Here is an 18385-nt window from a genome sequence, read left to right as displayed (position 1 = left end):
AAGGACAGATGATGCCAAGACACGCTCTTCGACCACTTACCCTCGCCTCCACCCTGCTGCTGGGCGCTTGTAGCGCCCTGCCGCCGGAGGTTTATACCCAGCAGGATAAACAAGACAGGATCCGCCTGGACCGAAAACTCATGTATGGCCAGCAGGAACCTGTCACTCATCCCATCACCTTCTACGAGGCGGCGGCCCGGGCGCTCAAATACAACCTGGACTATCGCCTCAAGCTGATGGAAGGCGCGCTGGCCTCGGATCTCCATGACCTCTCCAGCTATGAGATGCTGCCCCGAGTGGTCGCCTCGGCCGGTTACGCCAGCCGCAGCAATGAGTCCGGCGGCACCTCGATCGGCATCGAGGACGGGGAAGAGAGTCTGCGGGCCTCAACCTCTCAGGAGCGCTACCGCGACCTGAGTGGTTTGGGGCTGAGCTGGAGCCTGCTCGATTTTGGCGTGGCCTACTACCGCAGTCAGCAGAAGGGGGATCAGGTGATGATGGCCGAAGAGCGTCGTCGCAAGGTCTCCCAGAACGTGCTGCAGGATGTGCGCAGTGCCTACTGGCGCGCCCTCGGCGCCCAGCGGTTGCTGCCTCAGGTCGACAAGCTGATGACCCGCACCCAGATGGCCCTCGATTCGGCCCGTCAGGCCGAAACCCAGGGGTTGATGCCACGGCAAGAGGCATTGGCTTACCAACGAGCACTGATCGACTCAGTCTCCCTGCTCAACCAGCGTCGTCAGGATCTGGAGTTCGCCCGCGCCGAGCTCTCCGCCCTCATGTCCCTGCCCCCCGGCAGCGAGATGGTGCTGGCCGATGACCCCGAGCCCAATCTGCCGGTCCTGACCCAACGGGTTGATAATCTGGAGCAGATGGCCCTGGAGAACCGCCCCGAAATCATGGAAGAGTGGTATCGCAAGCGCGCCAACCAGCAAGACATCAAGATCGCCAAGGCGGAGCTGTGGCCCAACGTGGGGCTGAACTGGGGTTACAACTACGACTCAAACAAATATCTCTACAACAACCACTGGTCCGAGGCGGGGCTGCAGGTCTCCCTCAACCTGCTCAAGTTCCTGCAACTGCCCGCCATCTGGGGCATGGAAGAGTCGCAGGAAGCCACCGATGATGCACGCCGGGTCGCCCTCTCCATGGCGGTGCTGACCCAGGTCAGGGTCGGGGTGCTGCGCTATAACCTGGCCTCCCAGGAGGTCGCCTTCGCCGACGAGAGCCTGCGGGTCGATGAGAGCCTGCTCAGCTATGCCCAGGCCGCCAGTACCAGCCGTCAGGGTTCCGAACTCGAGGTGATCCGGGCCGAGGGGCGTTACCTGCTGTCGCGCTATCAGCGCGAGGCCGCCTACTCCCAAGCCCAGGCGGCCTGGGGCCGTCTCTACAACTCGGTCGGCCTGGATGTGCAACCGGACGAGATCGCCCAGAACGACATCAAGACCCTGTCTCATGCCATCGAAGTGACCATGAAGCGCCAGGCAAGCCAGGAACTGATTGGTACCAATAGAGGAGTTCCCTATGCCCTTGCACGCTAAGCCCGGGCGCCCATTCGGGCCCTGGCTGTGGTTGGCGATCATGCTGCCCCTGACGGCCCAGGCCGAGAGTCCCACCCCGGCCACAACACCGCCCCTCAACCTGGGCGCGGCCCAGGATGATCCCAATGCGATCCGCATCCTGCTCGCCGCCGAGCTGGAGGCCACCCTCTCCAGCCAGATGAGCGGCACCCTGGGCGAACTCCAGGGGCGGCTCGGCCAAACGGTGAAGAAGGGGGCCACCCTGGCCCGTTTCGACTGCCGGGAGGGAGAGGCGCAGGCCAGGGTCGCCCGCGCCGAATTGCAGATGGCTCGCCAGGATCTCAGTGCAAAAAAGAGCCTGCGCAAGCTTGATGCGGTGGGCGATCTCGAAGTCGCCATCGCCGCCACCGGGGTACAGCGGGCCGAGGGGGCCGATGCCCTGGCCCGTACCCGCAGCAGCTATTGCGACGTCAAGGCGCCCTTTGCTGGCCGCATCGCCCAGGTACAGGCCAAGCCCTATCAGACCATGAGCGCCGGCACTCCGCTGTTCGACCTGGTCAGTGATGGCCCGCTCAAGGTAAGGCTCAACGTGCCCTCCCGCCTGCTACCCACCCTCAAGGAGGGCCAATCCCTCGAGGTCAGCGTGCTCGAGACGGGCAAAGCCTACCCGGCCAAGGTGAGCCGGATCAATGCCAGGGTCGATGCCGTGGCCCAGACCGTCGAGCTGGAGGCCAAATTGGAGGCATCCTATCCCGAGCTGGTCGCCGGCATGAGTGGCGTCGCCCGCCTGACCCAATGACGGAACGCCTCCCCTCTCCCCAGCTGCTGCTGGCCCTGACCGCGCTGCGGGACAGGGCCATGGCGGCGACCAGTCTCAACGCCCTCGCCTTCTCCATGGCCAACGACCTCTATCAGTTGTTGCCCTTCCATCAGGCCTTGGTCTTCGCCCACCACGGCCAGGCCCAGGAGCTGCTCTGCGTCTCGGGTTTGGCCCGCCCGAGCGAGGACTCGCCCTACCTTATCTGGCTGGAGCAGGCGAGCCGCTGGATCAATGCGCAGCTGGTCGACAGCGCACCGCGCTGGCTGGCGAGGGAGGCGCTCGACCTGCCCGAATCGCTGGCCGATGGTTGGAGTGAATGGTGGCCGGACGGTGTCTTGTGCATCCCTATCCAGCAGGCAGAGGGGACCAGGCTCGGCCTGGTCTGTCTGCTGCTCGAGGCTGAGCCGCCCGAAGCCCTGCTGACCCTGATGCAGGGGGTCTGGCAGACCTGGGCCTACTGCTGGCATAGCCTGACTCACAAGCCACGCCTGCTGGGTTGGCGCCCGAGTCGACGCCAACTGCTGCTGCTGGCCCTGGTGGCCGGGCTCATGCTGCTCATCCCGGTGAGACAGAGCGCCCTGGCACCGGCCGAGATAGTGTCGCGCCAGAGTCAGGTGATCAGCAGCCCGCTGGCGGGGGTCATCGCCGAGGTGGCGGTGCGTCCCAACCAGGCAGTCAGTGCCGGTACGCCGCTGTTTCGACTCGATGAGACCACCCTTCGCAACCGCGCCGAGGTGCTGACCCAGGAGGTCGCCGTCGCCGACGCCGAGCTGCTTGCCGCCAGCCAGCGCGCCTTCGACAATCCCCAGAGTCGGCGCGAGCTGACCCTGCTCAGCGGCCGCGCCCAGCAGAAGCGGGCCGAGCTCAACGGCGTCCAGTTGCAGCTCGGTCGCAGCCAGGTCGTGGCCCCCGCCGCCGGGGTCGCCGTGTTCAGCGATGCCAATGACTGGCTCGGCAAGCCGGTGGTGACCGGGGAGCGCATCATGCAGTTGGCAGATCCCGCCCGCCCCGCCATGCGCATCCAGCTGCCGGTGGCCGATGCCATCGCCCTTGAGCCCGGCGCCGAGGTGGCGCTCTTCCTCACGGCTTACCCCTTGCAGCCCCTGCGCGGCAAGATATTGGAGACCAGCTATCAGGCGCAGACCAACGCCGAAGGGGTGGTTGCCTATCGCCTGCTGGCCAGCATAGAGGAAGCCCCCGCCCACGCCCGGCTTGGTCTGCACGGCACCGCCAAGCTCTATGGCGAGCGCGTGCTGCTCGGCTACTATCTGCTGCGCCGCCCCCTGGCCGCCCTGCGGGCCTGGAGCGGGCTCTGATGCTGGATCCCGCCGACTTCCCCCTGCCAGCCCTGCGTGACGATCTGCAGCTCTGTCCAACCGGCCGCAACCCGGATGGGGAACCGGCCTGGCTGATCCAGGACAAGGTCGTCAATCGCTTCTACCGTATCGGCTGGTTTGAGTTCGAATGCCTGGTTCGCTGGGCCGGACAGACCCCCCGCCGCTTGCAGCAGGCCATCGCCGCCGAGACGGCCCTGCACCCCGAGGTGGAACAGATATTGGGTTTTTGCCAGTTCCTAGAGCGCCACCAGCTGCTGCGCCCCAGCCCCCAAGCCGTGGAGCGACTGCGCCTGGCGAGCGAGGGCAAAGCCTGGCTCACCGGCCGCTGGTGGCTGCACCACTACCTCTTCTTCCGGGTGCCGCTGCTGCGCCCCCAGGCCCGGCTGCAAGCGCTGGCTAGCCGGCTCGGCTGGCTGTTCCACCCCCTCACCGGCTGGCTGGTAGTGGGCGCCAGTCTGCTTGGCATACTGCTGGTATTGCAGCAGTGGGATCAGTTCAGCCATGCGGTGGTGGAGTCGTTCTCCCTCGATGGACTGCTGAGCTTCGCCCTGGCGCTGGCCCTGGCCAAGACGCTCCATGAGATGGGCCACGCCCTGGTGGCGACGCGCCAGGGGGTCAGGGTTGCCCACATGGGAATAGCCTTCGTGGTGCTCTGGCCCATGCTCTATACCGACACCAGCGAGAGCTGGAAGCTGGCGCACTCCCGTCAGCGACTGGCCATCGCCAGTGCCGGCATACTGACCGAGCTGGCCCTTGCCGGACTCGCCACCCTGGGCTGGGCCCTGTGCGCAGACGGGGCGTTGCGCAATGGTCTGCTCTATCTCGCCACCACCAGCTGGATACTGTCCCTCGCCCTCAACGCCAGCCCCTTCATGCGCTTCGATGGTTATTTCATCCTTTCGGATCTGCTCAACTTCCCGAACCTGCATGAACGGGCCTCGGCCCTGGCCCGGGTCGCCATGCGCCGCCGTCTGCTCGGCCTGATGGAACCCTGGCCCGAGCCCTTCCCCGCATCCAAACGCCGCCTGCTGATCATGTTCGCCATGGTGACCTGGCTCTATCGACTGGTGCTCTTCCTCGGTATCGCCGTCGCCGTCTATTTACTCTTCTTCAAGCTGCTCGGGATCCTCTTGTTCTGCGTCGAAATCAGCTGGTTCATCCTCCTGCCCGTCTGGCGGGAGCTCAAACATTGGTGGCAGGAGCGGGCCAAGGTCGCCCGGCCTCGTCGGCTCTGGCTCGGCCTTATCCTGATCACCCTGTTCACCCTGCTGGCCCTGCCCTGGCACAGCGAGATCAAGGGCAGCGGCGTGGCCCGTGCCGAGCGGCAGCTGCCGGTATTTACCCCTTTCCCCGCCCAGCTGGACGCCCTGCGACCCACAGGCCCGGTCAAGGCGGGGGAGCCGCTGCTGCAACTGGTGGATCCTGATCTGGCCTGGAAGGTGCAAAGCAATGAGCAGAGCATACAGAGCTACGGCGCTCGCCTGGGCGGCATGGTGGATGATCCCCTGGGACTCAATGAGCAGACGGCGACGAAAGAGCGGCTGCGGGTGCAATACCGGGAGGCGAGTGCCACCCGCGCCGAAATTGCCCGGCTCAAGTTGCAGGCGCCCTTCGATGGCCTCTGGCTGGATGTGGATCCCCAATGGCAGCCGGGCCAGTGGCTCAATAGCGAGCAGGCGGTCGGCATACTGATCGATCCCGACCACTGGCAGCTCGATGCGTATGTGGCCGCCGACGATGTGGCCCGCCTGCAACTGGGCAGCCCGGTGCGCTTCTACCCGGACGGTGTCCCCACCCCCCTCTTGGGCACCCTGGTCGACATAGCCCCCACCCGGGCTGGCAAGATCAAGTATCCCATGCTCAGCTCCCACTTCGGCGGCCCCATCGCCACCAACAATCAGGGGCAGGATCTGGTGCCCACTCAGACCCTGTTCCTGGTGCGCGTCCAGCTCAATCAGGCCCCCGCCAGCTTGCGCGAAACCCGGGGCAAGGTGGTGCTGAGCGGCAGCGAGCGCAGCCTGCTCGGCGAGGCGGCGACCCAGCTCGCCTCGGTGCTGCTACGGGAGAGCGGCTTCTAAGCCTCACCCCTTCCATTTGCAGACATAAATGGCAGACATAAAAAAAACCGGCCATAAGGCCGGTAAATACAGTTCAGGCTTTGTCAGGTGACAAACACACTCAGCGGATGACTCGCTACTCCGCGTCCTGCGGACCTCACGGGTCTTGAATGCGTGGGTTCACTATAAGCCGGCCAGGCTTAATTGGGGCTGAATCAGAGCGCGATCCCCATGGCCTGACGCAGATAGGCCCCCGCCCCGAGCAGACCCGGTCCCTGATGGGTGATGAGGAAGACCGGGATCTCCTTGAGATAGGGCTTGAACCGCCCCTTGTCTTCGAAGGCCACCCGAAAACCCGAGGCGAGGAAGAACGCCTGGAAGCGCGGCACTATGCCGCCGGCAATATAGATGCCGCCGAATGTGCCCATATTGAGCGCCAGATTGCCCGCGAAACGCCCCATCAAGACGCAGAACAGGCTCAGGGTGCGGCGGCAATCGAGGCAGTCACCCGCCAGCGCCCGCTCTGTGATGTCTTTTGGCGCCAACTCGGCAGGCTCGCGACCATCGGACTTGACCAGGCCGCGGTAGAGGTTCACCAGCCCGGGACCTGAGAGGAAGCGCTCGGCCGAGACATGACCCAGCTCGGCGCGCATCACCTGCAACACCGCATCCTCTTCTTCCGTGTTGGCGGCAAAGTCCGTGTGTCCCCCCTCTCCCGGCAGGCTCAACCACAGTCCCGCCGCCTGCACAAGATGCGCGACCCCAAGGCCGGTGCCCGCACCATAGATGGCCACCGGCTTGCCAGTCTGAGCCTGGCCGCCACCGAGCTGGATCCTGTCATCTTCGCCAAGCACCGGCACGGCCATGGAGACGGCGGTGAAGTCATTGATCACCAGCAGACGAGCCAGACCCAGATCGGCCTGCATCTGGGCAATGGAGAACTCCCAACTGTGGTTGGTCATGGCCACCCAGTCGCTATTGACCGGGCAGGCGATGGCGATGCACGCCTCGCTCACCTGCACCTGATGTTCGGCGAGATAGAGGCGGATCACCGCCTCGAGGGAGGGGTGCTCCAATCCGGAATAGGTCTTGGGCAAGGTGATGGCGCCCGAGCTCAATTCACACAAGGCAAGCCTGGCGTTGGTGCCGCCCACATCGCCAACCAGGGCATGGGTATGCTGCATAATCACTCCTTCGTTCCTTCGTTAAGGGCCCGGCAGTGCTGACACCCGAGCTTATTATTTGGCTGGGATTCTACCCGAGGCGCTCCTTTGCGAGGGGAGTTGGACACCACAAACGTGCGCGGGCTCACAGTGTTGTTGCTTTGCAACATTTGTAAGCGGTTTCAAAGGGGTTCTGGAAATTTGTAACCAAAATAACGAAATAATTAGACATGAGTCATACTTTACAGGGCCGAGATTAGTGCCGATAAGCGCTTGTCTTGTATAGTCCTTGGCGTAATTGGAAACCTTTTTAGCCCTCTATTTAGTGCAAAGACACTGAAGCTAAATTACAAGAAAGCCTGGTGGTAATGATGAATACCCTCGATAAGATTACGAACAATCTGGAAAGTTTCAGTAAGTCGGAGCGCAAAGTCGCCGAGGTGATCCTCGCCTCTCCCCAGACGGCCATTCACTCCAGCATCGCCGCCCTCGCCAAGCTGGCCGATGTCAGCGAGCCCACGGTCAACCGCTTCTGTCGTCGTCTCGATACCAAGGGTTTCCCGGACTTCAAGCTGCACTTGGCCCAGAGCCTGGCCAATGGCACCCCCTATGTGAATCGCCACGTGGAGGCCGAAGATGGCCCCGAGATTTACACCGCCAAGATCTTCGAGTCCACCATGGCCTGTCTGGATGCGGCCAAGAACAGCCTGGATATCTCCGCCATCAATCGCTGCGTCGATATCCTGACCCAATCCAAGAAGATCAGTTTCTTCGGCCTGGGGGCCTCCTCCGCCGTGGCCCGGGATGCCCAGAACAAGTTTTTCCGCTTCAATATCCCGGTGGTGAGCTTCGATGACATCGTCATGATGCGCATGAGCTGCATCAACAGCAGCGAAGGGGATGTGGTGGTGCTCATCTCCCACACCGGCCGCACCAAGGCCCTGGTCGAGATCGCCGCCCTGGCCCGCGAGAATGACGCCACCGTCATCGGCATGACCGCCAAGGACTCTCCACTGGCCCGGGAGTGCAACCTGGTGCTCTCCATGGATGTGCCGGAAGACACCGACGTCTACATGCCCATGGCATCGCGCATTGCCCAGCTCGCCCTGGTCGATGTGCTGGCTACCGGTTTTACCCTGCGCCGTGGCATGAAATTTCGCGAAAACCTGAAGAAGGTCAAAGAAGGTCTTCGCGAATCCCGCTTTGATACACCGCACTCTGCCTGAGTCGATGGGGGCCCTGCGCCCCCACTAGGTGTACCCGCCGCCATTCTGTAGTATTGTCATTTAGCAACAATATCCCCTCAGATGGCGTTTGGGCCTCTGCCCGCCGGGACAGTATTTCAAGTCATATCAACTTCAAACTGGAGTCTTTCATGCCAAGACGTACAAAGATTGTGACCACACTCGGTCCTGCTACCGACCGCGAAGGCATCCTCGAGGGGATCATCCGCGCCGGTGCCGACATGGTGCGAATGAATTTCTCTCACGGCAGTGCAGAAGACCATATCCAGCGGGCCGAACAAGTACGCGCCATCGCCGCCAAGCTGGGCCGCCATGTCGCCATCATGGGGGATCTGCAGGGACCCAAGATCCGTGTCTCCACCTTTAAAGATGGCAAGATCTACCTGGCCATCGGCGACAGCTTCATCCTGGATGCCGCCCTCGGCAAGGGTGATGGTTGCCAGGAGCAGGTTGGTATCGACTACAAGAGCCTGCCCGATGACGTGGTGGCAGGCGATGTATTGCTGCTCGACGATGGTCGGGTACAGCTCAAGGTTGAGCGCGTGGCAGGCAGCCGCATCCACACCACGGTCACCGTGGCCGGCCCGCTCTCCAACAACAAGGGCATCAACAAGCAGGGAGGTGGCCTCTCGGCCCCGGCCCTGACCGACAAAGACAAGGAAGACATCAAGACCGCCGCCCGCATGAACGTCGACTACCTGGCCGTCTCCTTCCCCCGCTGCGGCGATGACCTGCGCTATGCCCGCGAACTGGCCCGTGAAGCCGGCTCCAACGCCAAGATAGTCGCCAAGGTCGAGCGCGCCGAAACCGTCGCCACCGATGAGGCGATGGAAGACATCATCCTCGGCTCCGACGCCGTCATGGTAGCGCGGGGCGATCTCGGGGTCGAGATTGGCGATCCCGAGCTGGTCGGAGTACAGAAGAAGCTGATCCGTCACTCCCGTCGCCTCAATCGCATCGTCATCACCGCCACCCAGATGATGGAGTCCATGATCAACGCCCCGCTGCCGACCCGCGCCGAGGTGATGGACGTGGCCAACGCCGTGCTCGATGGCACAGATGCCGTCATGCTCTCCGCCGAGACCGCCGCCGGCCAGTTCCCCATCGAGACGGTCACCTCCATGGCCAGCGTCTGCGTGGGCGCCGAGAAGCATCCCAGCATCAATGTCTCCAACCATCGCATGAACTACACCTTCACCTCGGTGGAAGAGGCGGTGGCCATGTCGACCATGTATGCCGCCAACCACCTGGAAGGGGTGCAGGCCATCGTCGCGCTGACCGAATCGGGCACCACGCCGCTGCTGATGTCGCGCATCAGCTCCGGCCTGCCGATCTTCGCCATGTCTCCCCACGCCAAGACTCTCTCCTGGACCAATCTCTACCGCGGCGTCACCCCGGTACTGTTCGATGCCGATGAGAGCCGCCCCGTCTACGAGGTGTGCCGCGAGGCCCTGGAAGTGCTCAAGGCCAAGGGACTGCTCAAGAGCGGCGACATGGTGTTGCTGACCCATGGCGACAAGATGGAAACCGTGGGCAGTACCAACACCTGCAAGGTGATGATGGTCGAATAATTGCCGCCATCATGATGAAAAACGGCTCCCGAGGGAGCCGTTTTTGTGGCTGCCAGCCAGCAAACCGAGACCTCAAAAGAGAGCACCTCAACTGCCGCGATAGAGTTCGACCTTGTCGCCATCGCTCAGGGTCCCGGCACCGCGCACCACGACCCTGTCCCCCTGTTTAAGATCGCCACTGATGGCGACCTGGTGCTCGTCGCCAAACAAAATGGTGACCGGCACCCGACTCACCGTCAGGGCATCCCCCTCCCCCAAGACCCGATAGACCACGCTGCCCTGGGTATTGAGCACCAGGGCATCCCGGGGCAGCAACATGGTCTGCTGCTCCCCCATGGGCAGCGCGACCCGTACCGGCGCCCCTATGATGTAGTGGCCCTGACTCGGCTTGAGCCGCAGCTCGATGAGCCGGGAGCTGGGATCGGCGCTCGCCGCCCGCTGGTAATAGGTCGCCTCGCCCCGCAGCGACCCTCCCTCGACCTTGAGCGTCGTCTGGGGCGCCAGACGCAGGGCCCAGTCGATGGGGGCCTGCAACCGGATATCCGGGGCATCCGGGTTGACCAGCTCCAGCGCCCTCTCCCCCGCATCCACGTGCTCACCTGGCTGAATGAAGTGACTGTTGACCACCCCGGCAAAGGGGGCATAGATATGGCTGCGGCGGATCTGCTCCTCTATCTGGCGCGCCGCTATGCTCGCCAGCTGCAACGCCAAATTGGCCTGTTCCACCTCGAGTCGCGCCTTGTCGAACTGGCTGAGGGAGGCATTGTTCTGCTTGCGCAGCTTGTCTTGGCGCTCGAACTCCGCCTTGGCAAAACGCAGGCTGCTGGCCCACTTGGCCTGCTCGGCGCGGGCCTGCTCGAGGGAGAGACGCAGCGCCGCGGCGTCGAGGCGCAGCAACTCCTGCCCTGCCTCGACCCGGCTGCCAAAGTCGGCTATCCACTCGACCCGACCACTGAACTCGGCGCTGAGTTCCGCCTGCTGACGACTCGCGACAGTGCCGCTGACCCAGAGACTGGCTCCGGCCTCCCCTTGTGTCACCTCGGCCAGGGTGACCGACTTTGCCCAGAGTGGCAGGCTGGCCATCAGGGCCAGCCCGGCAATGATCTTGTTCACATTCCTCTCCTTATCCATGGATCCGAGTCTCATCATGTCCAACCTCGCATCAGGCCCGCTGACGCAGCGCAACCCTGACCGGCGTCTGCTCTCCCAGTCGCAGGAAGGCAGGCAGCAATATCAACGTAAACAAGGTACTGCAGCTCATGCCGCCGACGATGACGGTGGCCAGCCCCCGATAAATTTCACTGCCCGCACTCGGGCTCAGCATCAGGGGCAACATGCCGAAGATGCTGGTCAGGCTGGTCATGGCGATAGGGCGCATCCGGCTCTGCAGCGCATCCGCCACCGCCGCACCGCGATCCAATCCCTCACGCTCGGCCGTGCGGGTCTGGTGCACCAGCAAGATGGCATTGTTGACCACCAGCCCCAGCAGGATGACGAAGCCGATGAGGGTGAGCAGATCCATGGGCAACGGTACCACCAACCCGCTCAGCTTGAGGGTCACCACGCCACCGACGGTGGCGAGCGGCAGGGTCAGCAGCACCAGCAAAGCATCCCTGACCGAGGCAAACAGCCCCCAGAGCAGCACCAGCAGTATCACCAGCGCAAACAGAAAGATGCTGCCCAGGTTGCCGAGGGCCTGTTGCAGGCTGTCGGCATTGCCCACTACCCGCAGCTCGCCCCCGGCCGGCAGCTCGGGCCGGATACGGGCGAAGCTCTTGCCCTTGAGGGTATCGAGCACCTGCTCCATGCTCATCCCCTCAGGTGGGGTGATATGCAGGCTCAGGCTACGACGACCGTCGGCACGAAAGATGCCGGAGGGACCCATGTCATGGTCGACCTTCAGCAGCTCCCCCAAGGGGACTATGCCCCCCCTGGGGGTGGCCAGGGGCACCGCTTTCAGATCGTCCGGATTGCCCGAGGTCTGCCCCATCAGCAGGATGTCGAAACGCTCATCCCCATCAAAATACTCGCCGACCCGCAGGCCATCTCCGAAGGTCTGGATGATGGTCGGCATGGGGCCGCGATCCCAGCCCACCTCGGCGAGGCGCCGGTCTTGCGGCACCAGCCGCAGCTCGGGGGCCGTGAAATCCAGGGAGGGCTCGGGTCGCACCTGGGCGCCCGGCAAGTCTTGTTTGACTATCTCCATGGCCGTGCGCGCCGCCCGATAGAGTGCAGGCAGGGATCCGCCCTGGAGCAACAGCTCGACCCCGTTCTCGCTGTCGAAGCCGCCAAACAGCGAGCCCTGGCCACCGAAGGCCCGGGTATCGGGAATGCCCTGCAGCAGATCCTTCATCAGCAGGGTTTCCAGCTCCTTGATGCGATCATCGTCCCTGGCCCGCACCCCAATCTGGGCCCCACCCGGGTAGCGCATGATGTAGTAGTTCTTGAGCGCCGGTTCCTTGACTCCTCTCATGTAAGGGTCGAGACGGGCGATCAGGGTATCGATCACCTCCTCGCGCTGGGCCTTGAGATTGACGCCGGGGGTAAAACTCATCCAGACATCGATGGCGTCACGCTTTACATCCGGCAGGTAGTTCATCTTGGGCAGCAGGGCCCAGGTCGCCAGCACAGGCAGGCTCATCATGGTAAGGATGATGGCCCAGCGCCGCGCCGGGGTGCGCGTCCAGTGGATGATGCGCATCGTGGCCCTGTGCCAATGGCCTGCATAGGGATCTGTCAATCGATCTTGCCCCATCCAGCGCGAAGCCACGGCCGGCAGCACGGAGACCGCCACCAGCATGGAGACGGTCACGGCGCAGGCAATGGTCAGCGCCAGATCCGCAAACAGCTGGCCTTCGACATCATTGAGCAGCAAAACCGGCAGGAAGATGGCGACTGTGGTCAGGGTCGAGGCCACCAGCGCCGCCCACACCTGGCGGGTGCCCGCCAACGCTGCTCCCGCCTTGTCGATGTCCCCCCGCTCATGGCGCCGGTAGATACTCTCCAGCACCACAATGGCGGCATCGAGCACCATGCCCACCGCGAAGGCTATCCCGGCCAGAGAGATGACGTTGAGGGTCCTGTCCATCAGCTTGAGCAGGCAGAGGGTCAACATGATGCTGATGGGAATGGCGAGGGCTATCATCAGGGTCGCCTTGAGCTGGCGCAGAAAGACCCAGAGGATGGCGCAGGAGAGCAGCACCCCCAGCCCCAGGTTGGCGGTGACCATGTGGATGGCGCGATTGATATAGAGGGAGGCATCGAATGATTGCTCCATGTGCAGTCCGGCGGGTTCGAGCACCTCGCGGTTGAGATCCGCCACCCTGGCCTTGATCGCCTCAAGGGCCGCCAGGGCATTGGCACCATTCTCCTTGAAGATCTGGGCTGAAATAGCCTGGTTGCCATTCTGGATCCGCAGCACGGGGGACGCCTCCCGGGTCAGCCGCACCTCGGCCACATCGCGCAGATAAATGGGCAGGCCATCGCGCCAGTCCACCACCTTGTCCCCCAGGGTCTCGACATCGTAGCGACCCGCGAAGCGCAGCTTGTATTCCCAGCGCCCTATGTCCAGGGTACCGGCGGAGACGTCCCAGCCGGTCGCTGCCCGGCTCGCCAGCACGGGGATCTCCACCCCCAGCTCGGCGGCGCGATAGGGGTCGAAGCGGATCTGGAGCTGGCGGGCATTGATGCCGTCTATCTCCACGGTAGAGACCCCGGGGATACGCTCCAGCTCGGGCTTGACCCTGGATTCGATCAGCGGCTGCTGATCATCGATGGTTCCCTTGGCCCCCGGCAGTTGCTGAATGAAGAAGAAGGTGAGGGTGTCGTTGCTGCTGTAGTTGTTGAGATAGGGGCCATCTATGTTGTCCGGCAGACTGGAGACCCGGTTCAGGCGGGAGATGATCTCCAGCTGAACCCGCTGCATGTCGGTGCCGATGGCAAACTCCAGATCCATCTCGACGAAACCGGGGTAACTGTTGCTGGTCAGGCTCTTGAGGCCCTGCACCCCTTGCAGCTCCTGCTCGATGGGATCGGTTATCTCGGACTCCATCTCCTGGGGCGAGGCCGAGCGCCAGGAGACAGAGATGTTGAGATGGGGCCTGTCTATGTCGGGAAATAGCTGTACCGGCAGGCTGCGAATACTGAGCAGTCCTGCCAAAAAGATGAGCACGACCGAGACCGCCACCCAAATGGGGCGTTCGATCGCCGTCTTGGCGAGATTCATTTCATCTTCCCTGATTTTGTTGTTATCGACCCGCTCCGCGGGCCTGCTTCCTGCCCCAAGGGTTAGGGGGCAAATCATTAAACTGGAAATCCAATTAATTGTAAATGCTCGAAATACCAACAAAAAAACCGGCCATCAAGGCCGGTTGAAACAGTAGGAAAAGATCTTATGCCGCGTCGTCGACCCGGGCTGCCTGCCCCATGGACTCGAGTTCACCGGGGGCAAAGTTGTCAACCTGGATGGCCTCGTAACGCAGGGCATCGGCGGCCAGCAGTTGGTCTGCCTCCGCCTGGGTCAGAATGGACTGGGCCAGGGCCGAACTCACCAGATCGGCAATCGCCAGCTTGCGGGGCAGACGCTTCTCTTTCTGAGCCTGGGCGATCTTCTTCTCCAGAGGTTGTACCGCTACCATGGCCAGGAAGGCACGCTCCATCTGACCGACGGCATCCTGCTCATCCTTGCCTACGTAGCACAAGGCGGTGAGGCGATCCCGGAACTCGCCCGGCTTCATCATGGCCTGGCAGATTGAGTGACAACGGTCATCGGCGGGCATCTGATAATGAATGCCGAACGGGAAGACCACCCGCTTGAGCAGAGCGCCGACGACCTTGTTCGGGAAGTTCTGGAAGAAGCCATCAAATGCCTTGCCGATAAGGTGCAAGTTACGCTCCAGGGCATACTGGACGAAGGGCAGATCCGATACCATGCGCCCCTGATCCTCATAGTGCTTGAGGGTCGAGGAGGCCAGGTAGAGGTGGCTCAACACATCCCCCAGGCGGGCCGAGATCATCTCCTTGCGCTTGAGATCGCCACCCAGCATCAACATGGAGATGTCGGCACACAGGGCCAGCCCCTTGCTCATGCGCGACAGCTGCTGATAATAGCGCGCCGTCTCGCCACCCACGGGAGCACTGTTGAAGCGACCCAGGGTCAACCCCTGACCGAGGGCACCGAAGAAGTTGCCCGCCCCGAAGGCCAGATGCTTCATCAGCAGGCCATCGAATTTCTCGAGACCCCGTTCGCTATCTGGATCCGCCGCCGCTTCCATCTCGCCGAAGACATAGGGGTGGCAGCGCGTGGCGCCCTGACCGAAGATCATCAGGTTGCGGGTCAGTATGTTGGCCCCCTCCACCGTGATGGCGACCGGTATGCCCATGTAGGCGTAACCCGTGTAGTTCTTCGGACCGAGCTGGATGGCACGGCCGGCATGGATGTCCATGGAGTCATCCATGATCTGACGCGCCATCTCCGTCATGTGGTACTTGGAAATGGCGGTGACGATGGCCGGAGCCTGCCCCAGATCCAGTGAACCGGCGGTCATGCGACGGGCCCCTTCCAGTTGATAGGTCAGGCCGCCGATGCGCGCCATGGCCTCTTGTACCCCTTCGAACTTGCCGATGGACATGCCGAACTGCTTGCGCACATAGGCGTAGGCACTGACGGTGCGGCTCGCCATGTGACCGCAGGCGGTGCCCAGGGCAGGCAAGGAGATACCACGCCCGGCGGAGAGACACTCGACCAGCATGCGCCAGCCGCGGCCCGCGTAATCCGGCCCGCCGATGATCCAGTCAATGGGGATGAACACATCTTTGCCGAAGGTGGGGCCATTGAGGAACGCCAGCCCCATGGGGTAGTGGCGATCGCCGACTCGCACCCCGGGATGACTGGTCGGGATCAGGGCGCAGGTGATGCCCAGCTCTTCTTTGTCACCCAGCAGTTTTTCCGGATCGTAGAGCTTGAACGCCAGCCCCAGCACGGTGGCGCGCGGCGCCAGTGTGATGTAACGCTTGTTCCAGTTGAGGCGAATACCGAGCACTTCCTCACCCTTGTAGAGCCCCTTGCAGATGATCCCCTTGTCCGGGATGGCACCGGCATCGGAGCCGGCTTCCGGTCCGGTCAGGGCGAAGCAGGGCACGTCTTTGCCATTGGCCAGACTCGGCAGCCAGAAGTCCTTCTGGGCCTGGGTGCCGTAGTGCATCAACAGCTCGCCCGGCCCCAGGGAGTTGGGCACCATGACGGTGACCGCCACGCTCAGGCTCTTGGTGGCGATACGGGTGACTATGGTGGAGTTGGCAATGGCCGAAAACTCGCGACCGCCGTAGGATCTTGGGATGATGAGCGCGAAGAACCCCTCCTTCTTCAGATAATCCCAGACCGCTTCGGGCAGATCCTTGGTTTCGTTGACTATCTTGAAGTCGTCAATCATGGCGAGCAGGGTCTCGACCTGATTGTCGATGAAGCTCTGCTCATCGGCATTCAGGGTCGGCTTGCCGTAGCCATGCAGTTTCTTCCAGTCCGGGTTGCCACGAAACAACTCGCCATCCCACCAGACGGAGCCCGCTTCCATGGCCTCGCGTTCGGTGGCCGACAGCGGCGGTAATATCTTCTTGAAGATGCCAAAGACCGGACGGGTCACCAGCTTCTTACGGATAGCCGGGACGCCGAGCACTACCGCAACGGCCACCAGCAGCAGGACAAGCAATGTGATCATGGTTCAGTTCCCTCTCTTTCACAGTTCCGTTAACTTATTGTTTTGATTAGACAGCCAGGGATAACCTGGTCGACTCCACGGGCGCACCGACACCGGCAGCCAGGTAAGGAATAACGTTGCGCACCAGCGCTTCCACATCGAGGCGCTGACCAAAATCGGCCTGAGCTATGTCGCGCAGGGCATCGGCAGAGGCCATGGTGAAGACCACTGTGCCCAGGGTGAAGTGCAGTCGCCAGAACAAGTCTGCCGGGGTCAGCTCGGGATTGGCCTTTGAAATCGCCAGGGTGATCCTTTGCAGCACGTCGCCATAGTGAGTGGTGATGAAGCGGCGAAGGTGACCCTGGCTATCGATATAGCCACGGCCCAACAACTGCATGAAAATCGCCGGCCCCTGAGGACGTACCGCAACCAGCTTCATCAAGGGACTGACGAAGCTCTCAAACACCGGCAGCAGGGTGAGCTCATCCTGTTCAATGAGGGCTCTCAGCTTGGCATCCAGCTCTGGCATGAACAGGGAGAGATAGCGGTCCAGCACTGCCTGGATCAGCTCCTTCTTGGAGCCGAAGTGATAGTTCACCGAGGCCAGATTGACGTCGGCCTCACTGGTGATCAGACGCAAAGAGGTATCAGCGAATCCCCGCTCGGCAAACAACACCTCGGCAGCATCGAGAATACGGTTCTTGGTATCAATCTTGCTCACAGCACACCTCACTTAAACGAATGTTTAAAAAGTACGTTTCACGGACTGAGGTGTCAAGAGAATGTGAATGGAGGTTAGGGAAATGTTTTATTAAAAAACTTTGAACTTTGACCAAAGAACGCACTCTATATCTATGCCACTGCAATTAAACATTAAGTCTCGCCCAACCAGCCCCGTGCTGATTGGGCATTTTTTTATGGTGCAGCCCATGGTTCAGTGGCAACGACTGGCTTGAAAGGGAAAAAAAGATAAAAAAAACCGCCGCAGAGCGACGGTGGGGAAAGGGAGGTTGCGTCGTCCTGACCCAACCCATCGATGGAAGTTCAGGCTGCACATCGATGGTCACATGCTACCCAATAGTCTTGGGCAAACTTTGTCAGAGTGACAAGCATTTGTGACAAAGTATGACAGGCCCCCATCGTGGCCCCATACCGCTCTTTTTGCTATGCTGGCGCTCCACCACCCGGCTCTGAACATCGAGGGGAACGCCATGAAGTACACAGTCGACACCCATACCCACACGGTCGCCAGCACCCACGCCTACAGCACCATTCACGATTACCTGCCCATTGCCAAGGCCAAGGGGATCAAGCTGTTCGCCACCACGGATCATGGCCCGGATATGGCCGATGCCCCTCACTTCTGGCACTTCGTGAACCTGCATGTGTTACCACGGGTCGTAGACGGAGTCGGCATACTGAGAGGCATAGAGGCCAACATCAAGAATCTGGACGGAGAGATAGATTTCCCCGAGCGCTACGAATCCCGACTCGACATGATCATGGCCGGCTTCCATGAGCCCGTGTTTCCCCCGTGCGATCGGGCGACCCATACCCAGGCGATGATCAATGCCATCAAGAGCGGTCGGGTCGACATGATAAGCCACCCGGGCAACCCCGCTTTCCCCATCGACATCCAGGCCGTGGTAAAGGCCGCCGCCGAATACAGGGTCGCGCTGGAGGTCAACAACTCCTCCTTTAGCCACTCCCGGGCTGGCAGTGAAGATAACTGTCGCGCCATCGTAGAGGCCGCGCGGGATCTGGGAGCCTATCTCACCTTCGGCTCCGACTCCCATGTCGCCTTCAGCGTCGGCGACTTTGAGCATTGCCAGCGCCTGGTGACCGAAACGGGCTTCCCCGAGGAGCGGATCCTGGCGCGCTCCCCTCGTGCTCTGCTCAGTTTCCTCGAGAGTCGTGGCCGGGCCCACATACCGGAATTTGCCGATCTCTGAACAAGCAGTCAGTCACCATCGGCTAACAC

The 18385-nt window shown here is 62.2% G+C and carries 12 protein-coding genes; 7 read left to right on the top strand and 5 right to left on the bottom strand.

The genetic code is table 11. The features are described 5' to 3' along the window. The first annotated feature begins 11 nt into the window (after window positions 1-11). Genes M2366_RS06845 through M2366_RS06830 form a run of 4 tightly spaced genes read left to right on the top strand, consistent with a single transcriptional unit; the run spans window position 12 to window position 5752 of the window. Entirely contained in the window at window positions 12-1538 is a 1527-nt protein-coding gene (locus M2366_RS06845) for a TolC family protein (RefSeq protein WP_224430916.1), read from the top strand. Continuing rightward, window positions 1522-2316, top strand: a complete 795-nt coding sequence (locus tag M2366_RS06840; RefSeq protein WP_259269273.1) for an efflux RND transporter periplasmic adaptor subunit — start codon at window positions 1522-1524, stop codon at window positions 2314-2316. Before M2366_RS06845 ends, M2366_RS06840 begins: the two co-directional genes overlap by 17 nt. Continuing rightward, a complete protein-coding gene (locus M2366_RS06835; RefSeq protein ID WP_259269272.1) occupies window positions 2313-3653 on the top strand; it encodes an efflux RND transporter periplasmic adaptor subunit in 1341 nt (446 codons plus the stop codon). Before M2366_RS06840 ends, M2366_RS06835 begins: the two co-directional genes overlap by 4 nt. Then, entirely contained in the window at window positions 3653-5752 is a 2100-nt protein-coding gene (locus M2366_RS06830) for an HlyD family efflux transporter periplasmic adaptor subunit (RefSeq protein WP_259269271.1), read from the top strand. The genes M2366_RS06835 and M2366_RS06830 overlap by 1 nt, the downstream gene beginning before the upstream one ends. 194 nt (window positions 5753-5946) lie before the next feature. Here M2366_RS06830 and glk read toward each other — a convergent pair whose 3' ends face one another. Beyond that, window positions 5947-6915, bottom strand: a complete 969-nt coding sequence (gene glk / locus M2366_RS06825; RefSeq protein ID WP_259269270.1) for a glucokinase — start codon at window positions 6913-6915, stop codon at window positions 5947-5949. Between the two features lie 347 nt (window positions 6916-7262). On the opposite strand from glk, the gene M2366_RS06820 reads away from it, so the two are divergent. Together M2366_RS06820 and pyk are read left to right on the top strand one after the other, a co-directional pair. Next, entirely contained in the window at window positions 7263-8120 is an 858-nt protein-coding gene (locus M2366_RS06820) for a MurR/RpiR family transcriptional regulator (protein WP_042040590.1), read from the top strand. A gap of 149 nt (window positions 8121-8269) precedes the next feature. Next, window positions 8270-9709 carry a pyruvate kinase gene (gene pyk, locus M2366_RS06815; protein WP_042040591.1) on the top strand — a complete coding sequence of 480 codons (1440 nt, stop codon included), beginning with the start codon at window positions 8270-8272 and terminating at the stop codon, window positions 9707-9709. Between the two features lie 87 nt (window positions 9710-9796). Here pyk and M2366_RS06810 read toward each other — a convergent pair whose 3' ends face one another. The 4 genes from M2366_RS06810 to M2366_RS06795 form a co-directional block, all read right to left on the bottom strand. Then, on the bottom strand, window positions 9797-10840 hold the full coding sequence (locus tag M2366_RS06810) for an efflux RND transporter periplasmic adaptor subunit (RefSeq protein WP_259269269.1): 1044 nt from the start codon (window positions 10838-10840) through the stop codon (window positions 9797-9799). 31 nt (window positions 10841-10871) lie between these two features. Then, window positions 10872-13934 carry an efflux RND transporter permease subunit gene (locus M2366_RS06805; protein ID WP_259269268.1) on the bottom strand — a complete coding sequence of 1021 codons (3063 nt, stop codon included), beginning with the start codon at window positions 13932-13934 and terminating at the stop codon, window positions 10872-10874. Between the two features lie 166 nt (window positions 13935-14100). After that, entirely contained in the window at window positions 14101-16425 is a 2325-nt protein-coding gene (locus M2366_RS06800) for an acyl-CoA dehydrogenase (protein ID WP_259269267.1), read from the bottom strand. A gap of 46 nt (window positions 16426-16471) precedes the next feature. Next, the gene (locus M2366_RS06795) at window positions 16472-17125 is read right to left on the bottom strand and encodes a TetR/AcrR family transcriptional regulator (protein WP_224430921.1); all 654 of its coding nucleotides are present in this window, start codon (window positions 17123-17125) and stop codon (window positions 16472-16474) included. A 490-nt stretch (window positions 17126-17615) separates the two neighbouring features. On the opposite strand from M2366_RS06795, the gene M2366_RS06790 reads away from it, so the two are divergent. Beyond that, on the top strand, window positions 17616-18356 hold the full coding sequence (locus tag M2366_RS06790; protein ID WP_042040597.1) for a phosphatase: 741 nt from the start codon (window positions 17616-17618) through the stop codon (window positions 18354-18356). The last annotated feature ends 29 nt before the right edge of the window (window positions 18357-18385 follow it).

This window comes from Aeromonas sp. BIGb0405 (assembly GCF_024807335.1).
In the GTDB taxonomy this organism is placed as follows: Bacteria; Pseudomonadota; Gammaproteobacteria; order Enterobacterales; family Aeromonadaceae; genus Aeromonas; species Aeromonas rivuli.
The sequence above is the reverse complement of the archived record's forward strand: the minus strand, read 5'-3'. Positions and strand labels throughout refer to the sequence as shown.

What these genes read in the sequence shown, in the direction of transcription:
- M2366_RS06835 (WP_259269272.1), top strand. Translation starts at nt 2,313, where the DNA reads ATGACGGAACGCCTCCCCTCTCCCCAGCTGCTGCTGGCCCTGACCGCG.
- glk (WP_259269270.1), bottom strand. Translation starts at nt 6,915, where the DNA reads ATGCAGCATACCCATGCCCTGGTTGGCGATGTGGGCGGCACCAACGCC.
- M2366_RS06800 (WP_259269267.1), bottom strand. Translation starts at nt 16,425, where the DNA reads ATGATCACATTGCTTGTCCTGCTGCTGGTGGCCGTTGCGGTAGTGCTC.
- M2366_RS06830 (WP_259269271.1), top strand. Translation starts at nt 3,653, where the DNA reads ATGCTGGATCCCGCCGACTTCCCCCTGCCAGCCCTGCGTGACGATCTG.
- pyk (WP_042040591.1), top strand. Translation starts at nt 8,270, where the DNA reads ATGCCAAGACGTACAAAGATTGTGACCACACTCGGTCCTGCTACCGAC.
- M2366_RS06840 (WP_259269273.1), top strand. Translation starts at nt 1,522, where the DNA reads ATGCCCTTGCACGCTAAGCCCGGGCGCCCATTCGGGCCCTGGCTGTGG.
- M2366_RS06810 (WP_259269269.1), bottom strand. Translation starts at nt 10,840, where the DNA reads ATGGATAAGGAGAGGAATGTGAACAAGATCATTGCCGGGCTGGCCCTG.
- M2366_RS06790 (WP_042040597.1), top strand. Translation starts at nt 17,616, where the DNA reads ATGAAGTACACAGTCGACACCCATACCCACACGGTCGCCAGCACCCAC.
- M2366_RS06805 (WP_259269268.1), bottom strand. Translation starts at nt 13,934, where the DNA reads ATGAATCTCGCCAAGACGGCGATCGAACGCCCCATTTGGGTGGCGGTC.
- M2366_RS06845 (WP_224430916.1), top strand. Translation starts at nt 12, where the DNA reads ATGCCAAGACACGCTCTTCGACCACTTACCCTCGCCTCCACCCTGCTG.
- M2366_RS06820 (WP_042040590.1), top strand. Translation starts at nt 7,263, where the DNA reads ATGATGAATACCCTCGATAAGATTACGAACAATCTGGAAAGTTTCAGT.